25 protein-coding genes are annotated in these 21,713 nt (G+C 41.5%); 9 read left to right on the forward strand and 16 right to left on the reverse strand.

Features of this window, described 5'->3' with window-relative positions; translation table 11 throughout:
• Positions 1–74: 74 nt before the first annotated feature.
• Positions 75–698 carry a LysE family translocator gene (locus FTU22_RS10340; RefSeq protein ID WP_078192408.1) on the reverse strand — a complete coding sequence of 208 codons (624 nt, stop codon included), beginning with the start codon at positions 696–698 and terminating at the stop codon, positions 75–77.
• Between the two features lie 171 nt (positions 699–869).
• On the opposite strand from FTU22_RS10340, the gene FTU22_RS10345 reads away from it, so the two are divergent.
• Complete coding sequence (locus tag FTU22_RS10345; protein ID WP_180094339.1) at positions 870–1,328, forward strand: DIP1984 family protein; 459 nt, start codon at positions 870–872, stop codon at positions 1,326–1,328.
• 236 nt (positions 1,329–1,564) lie between these two features.
• Here FTU22_RS10345 and FTU22_RS10350 read toward each other — a convergent pair whose 3' ends face one another.
• Positions 1,565–1,768: an NF038215 family lipoprotein gene (locus FTU22_RS10350; protein ID WP_180004753.1), complete on the reverse strand. Its 204-nt coding sequence runs from the start codon at positions 1,766–1,768 to the stop codon at positions 1,565–1,567.
• 281 nt (positions 1,769–2,049) lie between these two features.
• Between FTU22_RS10350 and FTU22_RS10355 the strand changes: the two genes are divergently transcribed.
• Positions 2,050–2,940, forward strand: a complete 891-nt coding sequence (locus tag FTU22_RS10355) for a 1-aminocyclopropane-1-carboxylate deaminase/D-cysteine desulfhydrase (protein ID WP_180094341.1) — start codon at positions 2,050–2,052, stop codon at positions 2,938–2,940.
• Positions 2,941–2,973: 33 nt separating this feature from the next.
• On the forward strand, positions 2,974–4,173 hold the full coding sequence (locus tag FTU22_RS10360) for an NAD(P)/FAD-dependent oxidoreductase (RefSeq protein WP_180094343.1): 1,200 nt from the start codon (positions 2,974–2,976) through the stop codon (positions 4,171–4,173).
• Between the two features lie 93 nt (positions 4,174–4,266).
• On the opposite strand, the gene FTU22_RS10365 is transcribed toward FTU22_RS10360, so the two are convergent.
• The 4 genes from FTU22_RS10365 to FTU22_RS10380 form a co-directional block, all read right to left on the reverse strand.
• Positions 4,267–4,428 (reverse strand): hypothetical protein, encoded by a 162-nt coding sequence (locus tag FTU22_RS10365; RefSeq protein WP_180059308.1) that lies wholly within the window; start codon positions 4,426–4,428, stop codon positions 4,267–4,269.
• A gap of 124 nt (positions 4,429–4,552) precedes the next feature.
• Complete coding sequence (locus tag FTU22_RS10370) at positions 4,553–4,735, reverse strand: hypothetical protein (RefSeq protein WP_180094345.1); 183 nt, start codon at positions 4,733–4,735, stop codon at positions 4,553–4,555.
• Positions 4,736–4,804: 69 nt separating this feature from the next.
• Positions 4,805–6,583 (reverse strand): mechanosensitive ion channel, encoded by a 1,779-nt coding sequence (locus FTU22_RS10375; RefSeq protein WP_180094347.1) that lies wholly within the window; start codon positions 6,581–6,583, stop codon positions 4,805–4,807.
• A gap of 284 nt (positions 6,584–6,867) precedes the next feature.
• A complete protein-coding gene (locus tag FTU22_RS10380; RefSeq protein ID WP_111884899.1) occupies positions 6,868–7,146 on the reverse strand; it encodes a hypothetical protein in 279 nt (92 codons plus the stop codon).
• 360 nt (positions 7,147–7,506) lie between these two features.
• On the opposite strand from FTU22_RS10380, the gene FTU22_RS10385 reads away from it, so the two are divergent.
• The 5 genes from FTU22_RS10385 (at position 7,507) to FTU22_RS10405 (ending at position 11,451) form a co-directional block, all read left to right on the forward strand.
• A complete protein-coding gene (locus tag FTU22_RS10385; protein ID WP_078192409.1) occupies positions 7,507–7,929 on the forward strand; it encodes a hypothetical protein in 423 nt (140 codons plus the stop codon).
• 337 nt (positions 7,930–8,266) lie between these two features.
• Positions 8,267–9,214, forward strand: coding sequence for a transporter substrate-binding domain-containing protein (locus tag FTU22_RS10390; RefSeq protein ID WP_180094349.1), 948 nt, complete (start codon positions 8,267–8,269; stop codon positions 9,212–9,214).
• A 70-nt stretch (positions 9,215–9,284) separates the two neighbouring features.
• On the forward strand, positions 9,285–10,028 hold the full coding sequence (locus tag FTU22_RS10395; RefSeq protein WP_078191087.1) for an amino acid ABC transporter permease: 744 nt from the start codon (positions 9,285–9,287) through the stop codon (positions 10,026–10,028).
• The gene (locus FTU22_RS10400) at positions 10,028–10,711 is read left to right on the forward strand and encodes an ABC transporter permease subunit (RefSeq protein WP_078191088.1); all 684 of its coding nucleotides are present in this window, start codon (positions 10,028–10,030) and stop codon (positions 10,709–10,711) included. The genes FTU22_RS10395 and FTU22_RS10400 overlap by 1 nt, the downstream gene beginning before the upstream one ends.
• A complete protein-coding gene (locus FTU22_RS10405) occupies positions 10,708–11,451 on the forward strand; it encodes an amino acid ABC transporter ATP-binding protein (protein ID WP_373684435.1) in 744 nt (247 codons plus the stop codon). The genes FTU22_RS10400 and FTU22_RS10405 overlap by 4 nt, the downstream gene beginning before the upstream one ends.
• A gap of 68 nt (positions 11,452–11,519) precedes the next feature.
• Here FTU22_RS10405 and FTU22_RS10410 read toward each other — a convergent pair whose 3' ends face one another.
• The gene (locus tag FTU22_RS10410; protein WP_180004746.1) at positions 11,520–12,281 is read right to left on the reverse strand and encodes a ferredoxin--NADP reductase; all 762 of its coding nucleotides are present in this window, start codon (positions 12,279–12,281) and stop codon (positions 11,520–11,522) included.
• Between the two features lie 85 nt (positions 12,282–12,366).
• On the opposite strand from FTU22_RS10410, the gene gigC reads away from it, so the two are divergent.
• Positions 12,367–13,251, forward strand: coding sequence for a LysR family transcriptional regulator GigC (gene gigC / locus FTU22_RS10415; protein ID WP_078191091.1), 885 nt, complete (start codon positions 12,367–12,369; stop codon positions 13,249–13,251).
• A 27-nt stretch (positions 13,252–13,278) separates the two neighbouring features.
• Here the strand turns inward: gigC and FTU22_RS10420 are convergent, their stop codons facing one another.
• The 9 genes from FTU22_RS10420 to nuoI form a co-directional block, all read right to left on the reverse strand.
• A complete protein-coding gene (locus FTU22_RS10420) occupies positions 13,279–14,031 on the reverse strand; it encodes a cold shock domain-containing protein (RefSeq protein WP_180094350.1) in 753 nt (250 codons plus the stop codon).
• 107 nt (positions 14,032–14,138) lie between these two features.
• Positions 14,139–14,432 carry a cold shock domain-containing protein gene (locus FTU22_RS10425; RefSeq protein ID WP_078192288.1) on the reverse strand — a complete coding sequence of 98 codons (294 nt, stop codon included), beginning with the start codon at positions 14,430–14,432 and terminating at the stop codon, positions 14,139–14,141.
• A gap of 85 nt (positions 14,433–14,517) precedes the next feature.
• On the reverse strand, positions 14,518–15,153 hold the full coding sequence (upp, locus tag FTU22_RS10430; RefSeq protein ID WP_078192289.1) for a uracil phosphoribosyltransferase: 636 nt from the start codon (positions 15,151–15,153) through the stop codon (positions 14,518–14,520).
• A 126-nt stretch (positions 15,154–15,279) separates the two neighbouring features.
• Positions 15,280–16,824, reverse strand: coding sequence for an NADH-quinone oxidoreductase subunit NuoN (nuoN, locus tag FTU22_RS10435; protein WP_078192290.1), 1,545 nt, complete (start codon positions 16,822–16,824; stop codon positions 15,280–15,282).
• Between the two features lie 3 nt (positions 16,825–16,827).
• Complete coding sequence (gene nuoM / locus FTU22_RS10440) at positions 16,828–18,441, reverse strand: NADH-quinone oxidoreductase subunit M (RefSeq protein ID WP_078192291.1); 1,614 nt, start codon at positions 18,439–18,441, stop codon at positions 16,828–16,830.
• Between the two features lies 1 nt (position 18,442).
• Complete coding sequence (gene nuoL / locus FTU22_RS10445; RefSeq protein ID WP_078191097.1) at positions 18,443–20,332, reverse strand: NADH-quinone oxidoreductase subunit L; 1,890 nt, start codon at positions 20,330–20,332, stop codon at positions 18,443–18,445.
• A complete protein-coding gene (nuoK, locus tag FTU22_RS10450; protein ID WP_067665227.1) occupies positions 20,329–20,637 on the reverse strand; it encodes an NADH-quinone oxidoreductase subunit NuoK in 309 nt (102 codons plus the stop codon). Before nuoK ends, nuoL begins: the two co-directional genes overlap by 4 nt.
• Positions 20,637–21,155: an NADH-quinone oxidoreductase subunit J gene (gene nuoJ / locus FTU22_RS10455; RefSeq protein ID WP_171262661.1), complete on the reverse strand. Its 519-nt coding sequence runs from the start codon at positions 21,153–21,155 to the stop codon at positions 20,637–20,639. The genes nuoK and nuoJ overlap by 1 nt, the downstream gene beginning before the upstream one ends.
• A complete protein-coding gene (gene nuoI / locus FTU22_RS10460; protein WP_078191099.1) occupies positions 21,155–21,697 on the reverse strand; it encodes an NADH-quinone oxidoreductase subunit NuoI in 543 nt (180 codons plus the stop codon). The genes nuoJ and nuoI overlap by 1 nt, the downstream gene beginning before the upstream one ends.
• Between the last annotated feature and the right edge of the window lie 16 nt (positions 21,698–21,713).

The raw sequence follows: 21,713 nt of genomic DNA on the forward strand, positions 1-21,713 counted from the left end.
TCATTGTAAATTTAAATATAAATCCAATAAAAAAGCCTCTATTCGTAGAGGCTTTTTGGGGGAGCTAAGTTCAATCACTTCATCCCAAAAATCAGCTTTAAACCTAGCACTGTCATCACTGCCCCAGCTGCCCGATCAAAACCCGCTTTAAACTTCAAATAAACTTTGCGTGGTTTTTCTGCCGATAAAGCTACAGCGACCAATGAGCACCACCCTGCATCGATAAAGAAACACAAAACTGGCAGTACAAAGTAAAAATACGTCGGAATGTCTTTCGGTAAAAGTGCCGTAAAAATACTGGCTAACACAATTGCAATTTTCGGATTCGACAACTGGGTAATTAAACCAGTCGTAAATGCACGACGGAGTGACATCTGCGAGCTGCTGGCATCACCTGCTTCAATCGGTTCTTTGGCATGTTTTATAATTTTAAATGCCATCCAAAGCAGGTATAAACCACCACAAATTTTTAAAGCCAAATATGCAGAAGGTACAGCCAATAAAAATGCCTGCAAACCCAATACAGCTAAAAGCCCAAATATTGCAGCGCCCAAACCTGTACCAAGTGCAGTAAATAAACCGTGTTTACGTGAAATCGCAATGGAATTCTTCGCCACATAAATTGACGTTGGCCCCGGGCTCATTGCACCAAGTAATAGTGCTGCCGCAATCGAGCCTAATATCCAAAATGATTCCACTGTCACACCGTTTTCACTTAAATTCGTGGCAATTTTACAGACAGAATCTCTGAATTTCTCCCTATAATTTGCAGTGTTTATTTTAATTGACCAAATTTTTCACTATAAATAACTTGAATACTGCATTAATCCATCGCATGATCGCTAAAAGTACAAATTAATATCAAGACAATGAAATTAGCCGAAGCCCTACTTTTACGCAGTGACTTACAAACTAAATTGGCCTCGCTGCAACAACGAATCAATAACAACGTGCTCATTCAAGAAGGTGATGCACCTAGCGAAGAACCGAATGCTTTAATTCAAGAAGCATTTGCCGTAAATACAGAACTTTATGGTTTAATTGAAAAGATTCACGCCACCAATGCGCAGGCTAAAACCCGTTCTGGACGCTCCATGCTTTCAGTGCTCAATGAACGTGATTTATTGACCCAACAGCATCGTATCTTGCAACAAGCGATTGACAGCTCACGCCGTGAAAATGGTCGTTATAGCTCAAGTGAAATCCGTTGGATTAAAACCATTGCAGTGGCAGATTTACAGAAACAGGCCGATAGCATTAGTCAGCAACTTAGACAAAATAACTTAGAAATTCAGGCATCCAATTGGCAAATAGACCTGATAGATTGACCTGATTTAAGCATTTGAACCACGGTTCATTCCAGTTCGGGCATACTGGGCGAGTACAGAGCCTTTTTAAATGTTTGTAAGGCTTTAATCCAACAAACTAAACTGCAGAAGTAAGACGTCTACTTCAAAATGTTCACACATCTGACGTAGCACACTGCATCTGTGACTCTTTACATGTCACGTCTCACTACCGTGTACTGACAGTATGTCCACCCTATTTTTGACGGATCTATCTGCTAATCATCATCTGCGGCAGCTTCATTGAGTGCAACATCTTCACGCGGTAATTTGTAGTCATGGTCATTGACAGGGACACCGCCAATGATCATGGTGCGATGTTCATTTTGAGGACGATGCAATTCGTCTGTCGTATCACAGCCAACCATCCAAAAACTGTACAGGCACAGCATAGGCAGCACAGCCCGACTTAATTTGCTCATTGGATGTCCTCCATTTTTATAATTATCTTGCTTATAAAATCAGCATAGCATTTTTGTGCAGATATTCACTTTATTTATCTGCCGATTTAGGGTCAATTGTTAGGAATGATGTCTCTATGTCGTTTCCTATACTAATCATAGGATCATATGATATGTGCTGATATAAACGGAATCGTTCTCTTGGTAAACTAAATATACTCAACAGGATTTCATCTTCCGCACCTACCGTTTTACAATGCCTACCTATTTGACCTCTAACCACCAAGATAACGATTACCAACATGTTTGAATCTATCGCCCACGCCATTCCTGAGCAGACTATTCAATATCAAGGGGTTGATTTGTGTATTAAGCGTTTGGACTTGGTACACCCACAAATATCAGGCAATAAATTTTATAAACTCAAATATAATTTTATTGAGGCGCAGAAATTAGGGTTTAAACAGGTGCTTAGCTTTGGCGGTGCTTATTCAAATCACATTGCAGCCACAGCATATGCTGCACATTTATTTGGATTCGGCAGTCTAGGCATCATCCGTGGAGAAGAATTACAACATCAAGCCCGAAATCCTACTTTAGCCACCGCCGAACAGTTTGGTATGCAGCTCAGTTTTGTCACACGCCAACAGTATCGGGAAATGAAACAAGTTGACGCATTAGCGCAATTACGACAGCAATATCCCGAACATTATGTCATTCCTGAAGGTGGAACCAATGCGTTGGCTATCCGTGGCTGTACGGAAATCTTAAGCCATGAAAATCAACAAAATTTTGATCTCATCTGCTGTGCAGTCGGTACAGGTGGAACCATAACGGGCTTGATCGAAGCCAGTGCGGAACATCAACTTGTTCTTGGTTTTTCTGCGCTCAAAGGCAATTTTCTTTGCGACGATGTTGCTCAGTTGACACAGAAAACCAATTGGAGCATCAGTGATGAATTTTGCTGTGGTGGCTATGCCAAAACAACGCCGGAACTTTTACAGTTTATGCATGACTTTGAACAACGCTATGCGATCCCATTAGAACAGGTTTATACGGCTAAAATGCTGCGAGGTATTTTCAGCATGATTGAGCGTGGTCAGATTACAAACCATCAGCGTGTTTTAGTGATCCATACTGGTGGCCTACAAGGTCGCCTGAAAGGTTCAACCGAAGCGCTAAAAAGCGTATAATCCTGCGTCCTTTCTTCCACGCGGAAACTTACCATGTCGCAAAATCAATATGATGTCCTTGTTTTAGGTGCTGGCGCATCAGGCTTAATGACGGCATATAAAGCGGCGCAGCGTGGACGCAAAGTTTTGGTGGTTGAAAAAGCCAATAAAGTTGGCAAAAAGATCCTGATGTCTGGTGGTGGTAAATGTAATTTCACCAATTTGTATGTCGAACCAGAAAATTATATTTCGCATAATCCACACTTTGTTATTTCAGCATTAACTCGCTATACCAACTGGGACTTCATTGGTATGGTCTGCGAATATGGCATTGAGTACGAAGAGCGCAAACATGGGCAGTTATTTACCCAAAATGGTGCAAAAGAAATTCTCGCCATGCTATTGGCAGAATGTGACAAAACAGGCTTGGTAGATATTAAAACCAACTGTGAAGTAAAAGCAGTCAATGCCTTACCTGAACAAGGCTTTCAAGTGGCAACCAATCTAGGCTATTTTGAAGCAGAATCGGTGGTTATTGCCACTGGTGGTCTGTCCATTCCAACGTTAGGTGGTTCAGGAATTGGCTATGAGATTGCTAAACAATTTGGACATTCTGTCTACCCCACTCGTGCAGGCTTAGTCCCCTTTACCTTCTCCGATAGTTTTAAAGAAGTCACCACTCGCTTGAGTGGCAATGCTGTTGAAGCCACGTTATCGAATGAGTTAAATAGTTTTACTGAGGCTTTACTCTTTACTCACCGTGGTTTAAGTGGTCCAAGCTCTTTACAACTTTCAAACTATTGGGATATCGGTCAACGCTTTAACATCAATTTCCTGCCAACTTTAGATGTTTTAGATTTCCTCAAATCTAAGAAATCTAGTCAACCAAAAGTGTTACTGCGCACACTGTTTAATGAACACTTACCGAAAAGCGTGGTTGTAGAATTACAAAATCTGATTTGGCCTGAACAAGCTGAATTAGCCATTGGCAATATCAGCGATGAAAAACTAGAACTCATTGCAAGCCGTTTAGAAAGCTTTGAAGTGAAACCATCAGGTACTGAAGGTTACCGTACTGCTGAAGTTACACTCGGTGGTGTGGATACCACTGAAATCTCATCAAAAACCATGGAAAGTAAAAAACAGAAAGGCCTGTACTTTATTGGCGAAGTGCTCGATGTAACGGGACATTTAGGTGGATACAATTTCCAATGGGCATGGGCTTCTGCGCATGCCGCTTCTGAATACGTCTGATCTCGACATAGAATTAATTAAATATAACCTGCAGAAGATCTCTGCATAAAAAAAGGGCTGATTCATTCAGCCCTTTTTCTTGCCCGATCTGACTTATTCAAGATAGTCGGTTTTAAATAATGATACTGACGACGACGAAGTTCGTTGAATTGTCATATCCATTTTTTCAACGGCAACTGAAATATGTTGTGGTTGCACGCTTGCGGTTTGTTTGAGTGTCGATACTAAAGTATTGAGCATTGAAATTACCCCCATTTTGCCATTCCTTTGCACGGATCATAAGTGTCATTCATGACAGCAATATGAATCCTAAGTTTTTATATTTTAAGTAATATTCTATATATCACTATTACTTAAAATACCAATTTTCGAGTAAATTTCAATCATTATTTTTGGACTGATTGGTATAATTTTTTTCACTTTCTGGCGGTGATTGTTCTGTCTGCTCCAAATCAGTGCGTTTTGATTTTGCAAAAATAAAGCGTCGTGCGCTCGCCAAAAAACCCACCGTGATCCCTGCAATAATCACTGGGGCTAAAAATTTATTCGGTGCTTTTGCCATACAAATATTCCTTATAAAGCATTAAAATCGACCACATAAACGTGGCCGATTTTGTACAGACAGAATAGTTTAATTTGGATCATCTGGTTTTGGCGGGGTTACAGGTGCCGAAGGTGCATCGACCTGTTTTTCAGCCTCGCCTGTCGATCCAAATGGATTATTTTGTGGTTGATCACTTGGGTTTACATCCAACTGATCTGGCGTGGCCGTTTCTTTTTCACTGACACCGGGAGCAGCCTGTTGAATGTTTGGATAGCCATCATCGGTTTTCACTTCATAAGTCATCACAGATGTTGATGGCGTTGGACTCGCTGTAGACGATGTAGGTGTATTAAAGGTGGTTTTTGCCTTCGCCTGTTCCTGTACTGGATTCGGTTCATTGGCTTCACGTTTTGCTTTATCAATAAGATCTGATAACAATCGTTCCGCCGGATTGCGACCACCTAAACCAAAGGCCAAAGCGAAAGCAACTGCAACCGCACCGAGAGTTAAACCAAAGGCCAAATTCACGATCGAGTCGGCAATACCCATGGCACGTAAGCCCATGGCTACAACCAAGCCCATAATCAGCACACGGACCAAATTACCTAACCAACGTGAACTGTTATATTCCCCTCGTTGCACCACATTTGCCACAATATTGGCAAGCCAGAAACCCACCACCAAGATCACGGCACCAAGTAAAATACTTGCACCGAACTGGATAAACATCGCAATCAAGGCACTGATTTGTTCAAAGCCTAAACGGTTAGCAGCTTCAGATACCGCAAATAACATGGTGAAAAATACAATGAGGCAACCGACCACATCCGACACTTTGGTTTTGCCCAAAAAGCGTTGAATGTCTAATTTTTCTGGCACAGTATCGACACCTGTACCCGAGATCACATCCACAACTAGACGCGCTACAAAGCGTGACACCACATAAGCCAAGATTAAGATTAAACCTGCGGCAATAATATTCGGTATTGCATACATAACCTCATGTAACATGGCCGTTGCAGGCTGAGAAATCGCCTCGATACCAAGTGCTTCGAAAGCCACAATTAATGCAGTGATAATAACTATAGCAAAGACAAAATTACCCAAAACTTGAGCAAGTTTTGCGTTTTTAAACATGCCCACTTTTTCGACTTGCTGCTGCAAACTTAAACTGTTCACCAAGCCTTCCACGATGCCTCGTACAATCTTCGCCAAGATATAACCCACAAAGACGATGACACCGGCAATAAAGATATTTGGAAGATAAGAAACAACTTCAGTGACCATATTTTGGATTGGGAACAAGAGACCGTTCAAACCCAATATCGATAAAACAATCGGTAGGAAAAGTAACAAAATCAGCCAATATACAATTTCACTGATATTTTGACTGATTGGACTGACGCCAACCTCAGAACTAAGTTTTTCATCGAGTTGGGTTTTATCAAGCAGTTTCTTTGAACCGACTTTGACCAAACTCGCCACGATCCAGCCAATAAAACCTACAGCTACTGCAGCCAAGAGCTGTGGAATAAATAACAAGAACTGCTGAATCATGTTACTGAATGGGCCACTGACACTAGTCAAATTCAGTACATTGAGTGCACCAATGACGGCAATGATCAAAATAATCCAGAACACAACTCTGGAGACTATATTTTCAACATTGGAACGGTGCCCAGTTGCATTTGAAAGTTTTTGATTTGTACCTAATTTTTGCAGAACTTTTTTGACGCCAGCAGCAATCAATAAGGCAATGACCCAACCTATCAGGAGAATTGCTACTGCACTTAAAATGGGGTGAAACTGTTCCCAATAATACATGGCATCAAAACGGCCACGCGGACCACCCAGATAATCATTCATACGTTCGCCCTCATTGTTATACATGATCTGTTGTTATGTGCATTTTTACGTATGCCGCGATATCACACAGCATTAGTGCTTTGAACTTAAGCTTTCTTTTCCACCTTAGTTTTTGCATATTTTTTAATCAACCAAAGTATGCATAACTCCAACAAAAGCTCACAATTGAATGTAAAAAAGCCTTGGAACAACCAAGGCTTTATTTATGTCAGTCTGATGAGAAAATTAAGGTTCAGATATTGCACTCATGTAACTCTGACTCATGTATTTATCATCAATTATTATCAACGATCTGTCGCAGTTGCAGTATTTGAATCATTAGCAACAGCTTCATCCCCCGCTGTACCGCTAGTCGTATCATTGGCTGTTGCAGTTTGTGCATTGGGTGCAGGATGATCAGGCGGTGCATCTGAAGCAGAAGGTTTCATATCTGCAAACATATAAAATAATAATGCAATTAAAAAGATACCCACTAAGATCAGTATGTATACAGGGATACGTTTTTTTTGTGTTGTTTCTTCCGTACTGGTGGTATGGGGTGGTTTATTAAAATCGTGTGTCATATTCCCCTCGCTATTTTGTTGTTCATAGTTGAATTTTTATACTAGCAATACAATATCCTGTATTGTGTGAAGAACAATTACAATCAGTGAAAACGTGTAACTTGAATGATAAATCTCGAATGATAAGTTTAATAAATATACTTTCCTTTGGAGCTAGATGAGTTATTTTCAAATATAAATCAATATATAAGGGCGCAAATATCGGGCAAAGATTTAAGTGCAATATTTAAATCTAAAGCATTTTTTATTGTATGACCTCTTACAAAATAAATGCTTTTTTGAGCCCGGTGGAATTATCTGCTTTTGATGAATGAAATGAGCTATAATCATGCACCTTATTTTTCACCTGTTATCAAATCTATGGCGTACCATCAACAAGGTGTAACGCTTGATCTTGACACTGACGTCACTCATCAATGTTCCCTTCATTACACTCGCGATCAACATCTTATTGGCATTATTGAATTTAGTAAGCCAAGTTATGTGTTGAAATGGGGTGATTTGGAATATTTTCGCCGACGTACTGAAGAGTTTTCAGTGATGCCATTCCCTGAATGCATCAATGCGATGGTGATTGATATTCGAAATATTGCGGCTTTTTTAGATAATGAAGTGCCTATTATTCCTTGGCGCTTGCTCGAAGAAGAATGTCCGATTCGCTTAGTTGTTCCCCAAGATCGACTGGAGCATTATGCTGGCTTTTTTGAACCGACTTGGTTGACTGCTGACGTAGACACAGCGATTCAAGAAATTCGTGAATTTATGGATATGTTTGTGCATTAATACAGAGATTAAACTAAAGTTTAATCCCGAAAACCTCCATTTGGAGGTTTTTTTATGCCCTTTTATTTTAATTATTTATTTCACAATAAAATTAAATTATTTTATATTTAATAACTTATAGCAAACCTTCTTATAAAAAATGTTCATAACTTATCCCATTTCTTAGTAACAATTCGGCAATAAATTTTGCTTGAGCCTTGCTCGATTTATCACCTAAGATGTAGAAAATGATCTCTTTTTTATTGTTGAAACATTCTTAAAAACAAAGCAATAAAATCTAATGAGAAACAAGATCATAAAAAGTGGATATTAAATCAGGGTAAAAGGAGTTTTAACGATGACGTCAAAAAAACATTTAGCAACTTTGTTCTGTGCAAGTGCGCTCACTTTAGGGCTTAGCGCATGTAGTGACAATAAAGCACCTACAACGGATAAAGCTGCAGGAAGTGAAGCTGCTGTTTCTGACTCAGGGACTTTAGATAAGATCAAAAAATCCAGCACGATTGTATTAGGCTATCGCGATTCATCGATTCCATTTTCATATATCGCAGATAATCCAAACCAACCTGTAGGTTATGCACACGATCTTCAATTAAAAGTCGTTGAGGCGGTTAAAAAGCAATTAAATCTTCCAGATTTAAAAGTCCGTTATAACTTAGTGACCAGCCAAAACCGTATTCCATTGGTTTCTAATGGCACCGTCGACTTAGAGTGTGGTTCAACCACAAACAATAAAGAACGCCAACAACAAGTAGATTTCTCAACAGGTTTCTTTGAAGTGGGTTCACGCTTACTTACTGCAAAAGACTCTGGGGTTAAAGATTTTGCTGACCTCAAAGGCAAAAAGTTAGTGACCACAGCAGGAACGACATCTGAGCGTTATATTCGTCAACATGAAAAAGAGTTAGGTATTGGTGAAGTCATTTCTGCCAAAGACCATGCTGAGTCTTTCCTCATGCTACAAAATGGTCGTGCAGCGGCATTTATGATGGATGATATTTTGCTGGCAGGTGAAAAATCGAAAGCCAAAGATCCTAATAAATGGGAAATCGTGGGTACAGCACCGATTCATGAAATCTATGGTTGTATGATGCGTAAAGGCGATACTGGCTTTAAACAAGTGGTTGATGATGCAATCAAAGCAACTTATAGCTCTGGTGAAATCAATGACATGTATAAAAAATGGTTCCAAACGCCAATTCCACCAAAAAATATCAATTTGAATTTCCCGATGTCTGATCAATTAAAAGCATTGATTAGTAATCCACATGACCGTGACGAATAACTTTCCCTAAACATTCTAAAGATGCTTAAGCCAAACGGATTTTGGCTTAAGCTCATTATAGGGAGTTCCTATGAATTATAGCTGGAATTGGGGTGTGCTGTTCCAATCTACAGGTGTAGGTGATTCAACCTACCTGAATTGGATCTTAATTGGGATCGGCTGGCTGTTTGTCATCGCTTTGGTGGCATGGAGCATTGCGATGGTGCTTGGCAGCATCTTGGGTATTATGCGTACCCTACCGAGTCCTGTAGCACGTGGTATTGGTACGGCCTACGTGACTATTTTCCGAAATGTACCCTTATTGATTCAACTGTTTATATGGTTCTATGTTGTACCCAACTTCCTCCCTGCTGCGATTAAAAGCTGGTGGATGAATGACCTTGGGGCAAACACGACCGCCTTAATTTCTGCAAGTGTCGGCTTGGGTCTTTTTACAGCTGCACGAGTCTGTGAGCAAGTCAGGACAGGTATTGAAGCGCTTCCTTTGGGGCAAACCAATGCAGGTTATGCCATGGGATTTAGTACGGCTCAACTATACCGCTATGTGATCTTACCGCAGTCATTCCGCACGATTTTGCCACCACTGAGCTCTGAGTTGACCAACTGTGTCAAAAACACCTCAGTCGCGTCTTTGGTCGGTGTTGCAGAAATCATTTCGCAGATGAAAACCATCAGTGAATACACGCAAAACACCATCGAAATTTATACCTACGTCACCATTATTTTCATCGTGATCAATATCTGTTTAATTGGTTTCATGAATTTTCTGGAAAAACGCCTACGCGTTCCTGGCTTAATTGCAGGAGATAAATAATGGAATGGCTCAGTTCTTTTATTCAAGACCTCCAAGCGTCTGGCCCTGCGCTATGGCATGGTTTCAGTATCACACTCAAAGTGGTGATCACGGCAACCATTGGTGGTGTCTTTATTGGGACCTTACTGGCGTTGATGCGCCTGTCCTCGATTAAGGCTTTTAATATTTTTGCTAAAGGCTATGTGAACCTCTTCCGTTCTATTCCTTTGCTCTTGGTGCTGATGTGGTTCTACTTTGCAGTACCCTTTATCTACACAGGAATCACCGGTAACTATCTAACGATTGATACTGCCCTTGTGTCGAGTATCGTGGCCTTCATGCTATTTGAAGCGGCTTACTTTTCAGAGATTGTCCGTGCAGGGATTCAATCAATTCCTAAAGGTCAAACTTCTGCAGCTTATGCTCTCGGTATGAGCTATAGCCAAGCGATGCGCTTAATTATTTTGCCGCAATCTTTTCGCAAAATGACGCCACTGCTTTTACAGCAAACCATCATTCTGTTCCAAGATTCAACCATGGTTTATGCCATCGGACTGTTAGACTTTTTCCGCACCAACTATGTTCGAGGCGACCTCATGTCATTGTTAACTCAATACATTCTGTTTGCCGGTCTGGTGTATTTCACTATTAGTATGATCGCTACCTATGCAGTTAAAAAATTACAACGGAGGTTAAGTGTATGACCGATCAAAAAACGATGATTGACCTCCAAAATGTCAGTAAATGGTATAAAGATTTTCAAGTGCTCACCGATTGCACGACTCAAATTAAACAAGGTGAAGTGGTTGTGGTGTGTGGACCTTCGGGTTCAGGTAAATCAACGCTCATTAAAACCGTCAATGGACTTGAGCCTTTTCAGGCCGGTAAGATTTTGGTCGACGGTATTTCCATTAATGACCCAAAAACTGATTTAAATAAATTGCGTAGTCGTGTCGGTATGGTGTTCCAACACTTTGAACTGTTTCCACATTTATCCATTACCGAAAACCTGACCATTGCGCAAGTTAAAGTCTTGGGCCGATCAGAAGCCGAAGCCAAGAATAAAGGTTTGGCTTATTTAGACCGTGTGGGTTTAAGTGCACATGCCGCTAAATTCCCTGCACAGTTATCAGGTGGACAACAACAACGTGTTGCGATTGCACGTGCGCTCAGTATGGACCCGATTGCCATGCTGTTTGATGAACCGACTTCGGCACTTGATCCAGAGATGATTAACGAAGTGCTTGATGTGATGGTGGGTCTTGCCAAAGAAGGTATGACCATGATGTGTGTAACCCATGAGATGGGCTTTGCGCGTCAGGTTGCGGACCGTGTGATCTTTATGGATCAAGGAAAAATTGTGGAAGACTGCAGTAAAGATGATTTCTTTAATGCCCCTCGTGGTGAACGAGCGCAGCAGTTCTTAAATAAAATTCTGCATTAACATCAAAACGTATTTAATTTCCGAAAATAAAAAAGCTCATCCATCGATGAGCTTTTTTTCATGGCAGATTACCAATAATTTTCTACAGCAATATTGCCTTCACCACGACGGTTCATGGTCAAACCACGCGCTTTTAAGGCCGCCTTGGTGTCATCAACCATTTGTGGATTACCACACAGCATGACATGCGTCGTATCAACATTAAACGCTAAGCCTGCCGCCTGTTCTAACTCGCCATTTTCAATTAAAACTGGTAGACGGTCATGCAGCGGTGCATTTGGATCACGTGTCACAATAGGAATAAATTTGAAGCCCGTATGCCCTTCACCAAAGGTCTCAGCGATTTCTTGAATCCGCTCTACATAAGCCAGTTCTGATACGGTGCGCACACTGTAGACTAGATTAATTTTTTCGTATTTAGACCACGTTTCAAAGTCTTGTAACATCGATAAAAATGGTGCCAAACCCGTTCCTGTTCCCAACAGCCATAAGTCCTTCGGCAATGGCAACTGATAACGTGCCAAGGTGAGGAAGCCATAAGGCACTTTTTCTAAATACAGCTCATCGCCAACTTGTAGATGCTGCAAATTTGAAGTAAACGCACCATCTGGAACGACGATAGAGAAAAATTCTAAAGTTTCATCAAAAGGTGACGACACCACAGAATAGGCACGAACCACCAATTCATCGCCCACTTTCAAACCAATTCGTGCGAACTGACCAGCGGTGAATTTAAAATGTGCAGGGCGTGTCATGGTAAAACTGAACAAAGTATTGGTCCAACGGTGTACAGATAAAACCTTTTCTAAGCTAAATTTTTCAATTGACATGATTTGAACGTGGCGTGACAGACTGTGCTCATGTTAGCATGACAGCATAATTTATTAATATTTTTTAAATGTTAAGGCCTGATTCATGCGCATGACTTTACGCCAGTTGGCTGTTTTTGTAGCAGTCGCTCAAGAAGGTACCGTTACCAAAGCCAGTGATGCTGTCAAACTTACTCAAAGTGCAGCAAGTATGGCATTGGCAGACCTCGAAGATGGTCTCGGTGCTCCACTGTTTGACCGACTTGGTAAACGCTTGCAATTGAATGACTTGGGTCGTTTTTTATTGCCACAAGCTTTGGAAATTTTAGGGCGCTGCGAAGCTTTTGAACAAGCAGCCAAAGGCGAACTACAAAGTATTGATCTACGTTTGGGCGCTACCCTGACCATCAGCGACTACCTGATGCCAGACCTCATGGCAGATTTCTTACAAATTCAGCCTCAAGCACATTTACAACTTCAAGTCGGCAATACCCGCCAAATGATTGAAGCGGTAAACCAATTTCAGTTGGATTTGGCCTTAATTGAAGGTTCATGCCATCTGCCACAGCTACAATGTATTCACTGGCGTGACGATGAACTTGCCGTGTGCTGTTCACCAGAGCACCCTTTAGCGAAGTTGGATCGTGCACTCACTGCAGCTGACTTTGATAACGTGGAATGGATCTTACGTGAAGAAGGTTCAGGCACACGTGAAGTATTTGACAACGCAATTTTAAAAGACCTGCCAGATGCCAATATTCGTTTAACCTTGGGTCATAACGAAGCCATTTTAAAAATCGTGGCAGGTGGTCTTGGTATGTCATGTATTTCTAAACTGGCAATTGAGCCTTTACGTGAAAAAGGTCAATTGGTGGTTTTAGATACGCCGTTTTGGCAACTTGCCCGTCCATTATTTATGTTGGTACATCGTCAGAAATACCAAGGACCGGGTCTCAAAGCCTTTATGCAATTTTGTGAAAAATCTGTTTAAACTAAAAAGCGCCTAATGGCGCTTTTTTTATTTATTAAATTGTCGTTCGCAAGGTATTCCGTCGTTGTTTCCGTCCATTTTCGTACCTGGACAATGTTGTAGAAAATACACCGCTTCTTCATAAGATTTCATCTGACTACAATGCGTACGCCCATCACAACTAAACTGAGCTTTTTCTACTGCCCTTGGCGATTCACTTGAAGCAGGTGCCTGCGCAGTGTCTTGAACAACAGACTGAGCGTGCGTTGAAGCTGTTCCGTATAGATTTTTTTCACCTTGCTCAGTCAGCACCCGATCGGGTAAATCCCCTTGAGCTTTACGTTGTTCTTTTACGATGTTTTCATTTTCTTGCATGAGCTGTTGTAAATGTAGCTGCTTCTGTTCTTGGTACTGCTGATATTTCCCATAGATTGCCACAGCTAATACTACAATTACAATGAGTCCAATCATGCTGAAGATTTTACTGCCCCAGACTGTGCCTTTGGCTATATCGTGACGAGTAACTTGATCGTTCACTCGATCCGACCTTGATTCAAATGATGGATTTATCTGTTCATGAGCGGACTGCTCTTTTTTCAAATCTAAACGGATGATATTTACAGCTTTAAATTTACCTTGATCTTCTTCAATCCTGTATTTGAGATTTTCTCCAACACGTGGTTCGATGTGTCGGCTAGGAAAATCACGAATATGAAAAAATAAATCCTGTGCTTGATCTTGTTGTATAAATCCAAAGCCGCGCTCAACGTTATAGCTTTTGATTTTCCCCTCTTTAAACATAAAAATTGTCTCTCATCTTTTCTTTTAATACTCTTATGATAATAAAAAAGAGGTCCTATAGACCTCTTTTTTTATTTCAAAGATTTCCATGAAATCTTAAAATCACATTATTTACGCAAATTCGAAAGCAAAGCTGAAGTAATTGACTGGTTATTTGCCACGACTTTAGATTTTTTAGCTTTTGCAGATTTGTCTTCTTCACGCTCAATGTTTATGGCTTTATAACGATCACCATTTTTCACCACATTAAATTTCACACGATCATTACGTTTTGGCTCGACACCATCTGCGGGAAAGTCAGAGATATGGAAAAATACATCACCTTCTTCACATGAAAGAAAGCCAAAGCCCTTTTCAGGATTGTACTGCTTCACTTTACCTTTATATTGTTCGGACTTCATAAAGTACCCTATTCCATTTATTCCAATGTCTTTAGTATATAAAAAAGAGGCTATAAAAGCCCCTTTTCTGTTCATGATGCAAAAATTAGTCTTTTTGAACTGAACCGAAAATTTTATCGCCTGCATCGCCAAGACCAGGAACGATATAACCGTTTTCATTTAAACCTTGGTCTACAGATGCTGTGTAAATGATCACATCTGGGTGAGCTTCATTCACACGTTTAATGCCTTCTGGAGCGGCAACAAGCACCATGACACGAATATCTTTACAACCACTGGCTTTTAGAACGTCAATAGCAGCAACGAGCGATGAACCTGTTGCAAGCATTGGGTCAATAATCATCGCTAAACGGTTTTGTACGTCTGGTACTAATTTTTTGTAGTAAGTACGCGCTTCTAAAGTTTCTTCATCACGCTCTAAACCCAATACAGATACCTTCGCACTTGGAATCAGGTTTAAGAAACCATCCAACATACCAATACCTGCACGTAAAATCGGTACAACTGTTATTTTTTTACCGGCAATACGATCTACAGTTACTTTACCATTCCAACCATCAATTTCATGATCGACCATTGGTAAATCTTTCGTTGCTTCATAAGTCAGAAGCATAGTCACTTCTTGAGCAAGCTCACGGAAGTTTTTAGTACTAATATCTGCACGACGAAGTAAGCCGAGTTTATGTCGAATAAGCGGATGACGGATTTCATGGATAGCCACGGGAGAACACCTAAAAGGTTAAGATAAAATTTCAACCATTATAAAGCTATTTAACAAATGATAAAAATAAAAAAGCCCCCTTTACAGGAGGCTTTTTTGTAATAAGCAAATTAATTGCTTAATTCATTAGTTAAACCCACTTTGAATTAAGCTAAAAATGAACTGTTGTAATTCAGGTGAGATCGCAAAGTATGCCACTTGAGAAACTGCAATGATTGGATCTGGATATACACCGATCAACAACACAAGAGCAGCTGCGCCAAGCACCATAATACCACCCACTTTTTGACCCCAATGATCGACAGCGTCGATACGTGGGTTTTCCGGTGGAGTCATGTACATCACAACCATCACACGTAGGTAGTAGTACAAACCGATACCTGAACCAAGGATAACCATCGCAGCTAAGAACCATGAACCACCAGCAACTGCTGTTTTGATCACAAGGAACTTACCAATAAAGCCCGCTGTTAATGGGATACCTGCAAGAGATAACATCATGACAGTTAGTGTTGCAGTCAACACTGGACGACGCCAGAACAAACCACGGTACTCAGCAAGGCTACCTGCTTCGTCTTTGTTGTTGTAAGGGCTAGACATCAGTGTCACAACACCGAACGCACCAATCGTTGTTAATACATAAGTAATCACATAAACGTTGACGCTGCTAAATGTTGCAAAGCCTTGTACTTGAACAAAATCAGTATTACGTGCACTGACAATCGCAACAAGTAAGTAACCAAAGTGAGCGATTGAAGAGTATGCAAGGATACGTTTCAAGTTCACTTGACGTACTGCTAGTAAGTTACCCGCAAGGATAGACAATACTGCAATGATGGTCACGATCGTGATGAAGCTGTCAGAAAGGATTAAGCCAGAAGCCAAGAAGTAACGAACGAATAGACCGATCATTGCCACTTTAGCCACAGTCGCTAAGAATGTCGCGATTGGCGCTGGCGCACCTGCATACACGTCTGGTGTCCATTTGTGGAATGGCGCAAGAGACAATTTAAATGCAACAGCAAATACAATCAGTGCAAGACCAAGGACTACACCCGGTTGGCTGAATGTTGTGAACATTTTGCCTGGTTCAGCAACGAATGCCATTGTACCTGTATACGCATATACATAAGCCATACCCATCAACAACATCGCAGAAGCGGTTGCTGAAAGCACCAAGTATTTCACACCCGCTTCAAGCGACTGTGAACGTTGGTGTGTATAAGCCAATAGGCCGTATACAGGAATCGACATTAACTCAAGGCTGATAAAGAATGACGCATAGTGAGAACTTGCAACCATTAACAATGCACCTGTTACAGAGCACAGCATCAAGATATAAAGTTCTTCACGGTTATCTTTATAGGTTTCGATATACGCATGTGACAATGTGCAGCAAGCAAGTGCTGCAATCAAAATCACGAATTGGTACAACATCGTAAATGGATCTACGATGAACAAATTCATTACGTTTGCAGGTGCATACTGCCCTGCAACGAAAACAAAAATAATATAAAAGGCTGCAAGGTTCAGACCGATAACGGAAGTCGTTGCAACTAAATTGTGGTTACGCTTGATTGCAATTAGCAACATCACGACGATCGCAGTTAAAGCCACGATCATCACAGGAGCTAATGGCATAAGCTCAGAAAATGACATTGTGAAGTCCATGGCTTATTGCATCTCCACATTTTCAGGTTGTACAGCAATCTGCTGCACAACATCAACGACTTCTTGAACTGGGATATAGCTATTTGCAATCCACGCCATGCTTGAATTTGAAATATCAAGGAAGCTTTGTGGGAATAGACCAAGCCATACTAGACCAAGAGCACAGATTAAAAGAATCACAACTTCACGCGCATTTAAGTCTTTCAACGGATTTGCGTAATGCTGTTTTTGTTCTTCGTTTGGTGTACCAAACAACGCTTTGTGGATCAGGATTAAACCGTAAAGACCGGCAAATACTAAGCTTACTGCAGCAAGGATTGTATACACAGGGAACTTGTCATAAGAACCCATCAAGATCAGGAATTCACCGATGAAGTTACCTAGACCCGGAATACCTACAAGTGCCGCAACAAAGAACATTAAGAAGAATGAAAGGTATTGGAACTGACCACGGATACCGCCCATCAAACGCATGTCACGTGTATGCAGACGTTCGTAAACCTGACCACACATAATGAACAATGCAGCAGAAGATAGACCGTGAGCCAGCATCATAATCATCAAACCTTGGAATGTCAGGATGTTACCTGCATACAAAGCAAGAAGTACGAAGCCCATGTGCGAAATAGATGTGTACGCAAGCAGACGTTTCATGTCTGTTTGTTGGAATGCACACCATGCACCGTAGAAAATACCGATTAGACCAAGAATGATCGCGATGTCAGCAAATTGAGCAGATGCTACTGGGAAGAATGGAATAACGAAACGTAAAAGACCATAAGCCGCAGTTTTAATCAAGATACCTGCAAGGTCGACAGAACCCGCTGTAGGTGCTTGCGCATGTGCATCTGGTAACCAGCCGTGTAATGGGAAAACTGGAAGTTTTACCGCAAAACCAATAAACATACAGATCATGAATGCATACGCAAGTGCTGGAGCTTTTGCCTCAACAGTGTGTGCAACACTCATCAAGAAGTCATAGTTAAAGCTGATTTGACCGTGAAGTTGGAAGCCAACAACCACTAGACCCAAGATACCGATCAACATGATCAGACCCGCAACCTGAGTATAGATAAAGAATTTAGTTGCAGCGTAAACGCGTGACTTACCTTCTGCCCCTTTATGACCCCAAAGTGCGATCAAGAAGTAGATTGGTACCAGCATCATCTCCCAGAAGAAGAAGAAGAGGAACATGTCAATCGCTAAGAATACACCGATCACACCACCTAAAGACCAAAGTAGGTTTAAGTGGAAGAAACCAACGTTCTTTTGAATCTCACCCCATGAACAGCCGACCGCAAGTACACCCAGTAATGCAGTTAAACCTACCATAAGCAGTGAAAGACCATCCACCGCAAGGTGAATGTTAATCCCTAAAGTGGTAATCCATGGTAGATTAAATTGAGCAGCCCACTGTGGAGCTTGTGTACCCAACTCGTAGTTATAAGTACCGCTTTGCCATAAAACGACGGTTAACACCAACGTTAATAGCATACCAATTAAGGCAATATAGCGTGGTAAGTGCTTGTCGAGTTTATCGACAAGCCAGCATACAAAACCTGCAATGAACGGAATAAGGATCAGAGCGGGTAGAATTAAATTGTTTGGAGTTTCCATTTTATTTCCCCACGACCTGAATCACGACCAGGATCAATAGTAATGCAAACGTACCGAATGCCATACTAGATGCGTATTCACGCAATGAACCTGTTTGACGTGAACTTGTAAAGCTATTACCGCCTTTAACAAGTGCAGGCAATACAAGCCATAAGCCGTCAATTGGATCACGACCAAAGATTTTAGCCAGTAGTAAATAAGGCTTAACGAAAACAATGTTGTACAAAGCATCGAAACCAAGTGCATTACGACAGATATTTGCAAGACCCGCGCCCAGTGAAGTTTTCGCGAACGATTTCACTGCACCATAAGCAAAGGCAAATAACACCACACCCACTGCAAGACCTGCAAGTGCAATACCAACTGCTGTATATTCAGCGCTATGCATACCGTGTTCTAGTGCTTCTGGAATATTAAACGCTGGGATTTGTGCAGCATTTAAAATATTCGTTACTGGTGCTTTTAATACATAAGCTAAACCAGTTGAAAGCACTGCAAGAATCGCCAATGGACCCCAGTAAGTAACACCTTTGATTTCGTGGTAAGGCGTGTTTTCTTTACCAAAGAATACAACCCAAATAAGACGGAATGTATAAATTGAAGTTAAGAACGCACCTGCTACACCAGTCCAGTACAAGCAGTCATAAACTGCAATCGCTTGACCTTTCACCCATACCGCACCAAGAATCGCATCTTTCGAGAAGAAGCCGATCGTGATGAATGGAATCGCAGCCAATGCACCGCCACCAATCGCGAAACAAGCAAACAAGAATTTGTTTTTGTGGAATAGACCACCCATCTTGAAGATGTTTTGTTCATGATGGTAAGCCAAAATCACTGCACCAGAAGACAAGAATAATAATGCCTTGAAGAATGCGTGAGTCAGCATGTGGAATAGACCAGCTTGGTAAGCTTCAGCACCTACAGCCATAAACATATAACCCAACTGACTCATAGTTGAGTAAGCAAGAATACGTTTGATGTCTGTTTGTACCAATGCAGCAAAGCCTGCAACTAACAATGTCACCGCACCTGTGATTGAGATGAACATCATCACTTCTGGCGCTTGTTCAAACACGCTGAACATACGGCTACATAGGTAAACACCTGCCGTTACCATTGTTGCTGCGTGGATCAATGCAGATACTGGTGTAGGACCAGCCATCGCATCTGCCAACCATGTTTGTAATGGGATCTGAGCAGATTTACCTGCAGCACCCAAGAACAACATCAATGCAGTCCAAATCGCAATTGAAGAACTCTGAGCCAAAACTGTTGGCGCAGCAGCTACAACTTCTGCAATGTTTAAAGTGCCGAATTGTTGGTAGATCAAGAACAATGCGATCAGTAGGAATACGTCACCCACACGTGTCACAGTGAATGCTTTAATTGCAGCAAAACCGTTTGCAGGTGTTTGGTAGTAGTAACCAATCAATAGGTATGAACATAGACCTACACCTTCCCAACCCAAGAATAACAATGCTAAGTTGTCACCCAACACTAAAAGCAGCATGCTTGCTACGAATAGGTTGAAGTATGAGAAGAAACGTGCAAAGTCTTCTTCGCCACGCATGTACCATGTTGCAAAGATGTGAATTAAGAAACCCACACCTGTAATCATGCCCATCATCAATAATGATAAGCCATCTAAATGAAGCGTGAAGCCCGGTGCTAAGTTACCTGCACTGAACCAAGTCCAAAGATGCTGAGTTGTTGCAACTGAACCATTATTAACAAAGTCGATACCGGCAATTAATGCAAATAAAGCTGAAAGACCAACTGAACCTGCACCAATAATTGCAGCAACTGATTCAGGAAGATTTTTACGACCTGCCGCCAACAGGATAAAACCAATTAGCGGGAATAGTACTGTTAAATATAAATAACTCATCCGCGCATCTCACTAGCAGCATCCACATCCAGATGATGGAAGCGATGATAGAACTGAAGGACGATCGCAAGACCGATACAAGCCTCTGCTGCAGCAAGCGTTAAGATCAAGATAAACATCACTTGACCATCTGGCTGTGCCCATGCGCTTCCTGCCAAAACGAACGCTAAAGCAGCTGCGTTCATCATGATTTCAAGGCTCATTAAAATAAATAGTAGGTTGCGTCGAACCATCACACCGTAAAAACCCAGTGCAAAAAGAATGGTTGCAACGATCAAACCATGTTCTAAAGGGATGTTGCCCATTATTCTTTGTCCTCTTCTGCACCTGGCTCACGTTTGCCAAGATGGAATGCAGCGACAAGTGCGCCAAGCAATAACATCGCAGCAACTTCAACCAGCAATAAGTACTGAGTAAAGAGTGAAGTACCCACTTCTTTCGGACCGACAACTTGAGCACCCATGACAGTGCCAGCAGTTGTGTAGTCTGACTTCAACATCCAAACAAGGATTAGACCCATCAGGAAGCTCATCAACGCAGGATATGCCCACGCTGAAGAAGTCAGCCATTTGCTTTCTTGTTCAACAGTATTTTGACCAAGATTCAGCATCATCACGACGAATACGAATAGCACCATGATTGCGCCAGCGTAAACGATAATTTCGAGAGCACCGGCAAACGGCGCACCCACGATCATGAAGATACCTGCAACTGCAAGTAAAGAGATAATCAAGCTTAATAAAGCGTGTACTGGGTTCGTGTTAGTTACAACACGAACGGTAGAGACGATGGCCACAAGCGCCATCAAATAAAATGGCCACATCATGGTAATAGACTCCGTACATCAACTGGTGTGCTTTCGCGTTGAGCCTGACCTTTATCTTTACCAGCAACAGCCATACCTGTTACGCGGTAGAAGTTATAGTCTGGGTATTTACCAGGACCTGAGATAAGAAGGTTTTCTTTCTCATATACTAAGTCCTGACGAACATACTCACCTAACTCAAAGTCAGGTGTCATTTGAATCGCAGTCGTAGGACATGCTTCTTCACACATACCGCAGAAAATACAACGTGAGAAGTTGATACGGAAAAATTCCGGATACCAACGACCATCTTCTTTTTCAGCTTTTTGTAGTGAAATACAGCCGACTGGACATGCAACCGCACAAAGGTTACATGCAACGCAGCGCTCTTCACCATCAGGGTCACGCGTTAACACGATACGACCACGGAAACGTGGTGGTACGATGTCTTCCGCTTTAACCTCTGGATATAAAATGGTGTCACGTTTACGTGTCGCGTGTGAGAATACCATCCACAACGAACGTACAATTGACCCAAATCCAGCTAGAAATTTAAACATTTTATTCTCCCTGCTG

The sequence above is a fragment of the Acinetobacter sp. YH12076 genome, assembly GCF_013419525.1.
Classification (GTDB): domain Bacteria; phylum Pseudomonadota; class Gammaproteobacteria; order Pseudomonadales; family Moraxellaceae; genus Acinetobacter; species Acinetobacter amyesii.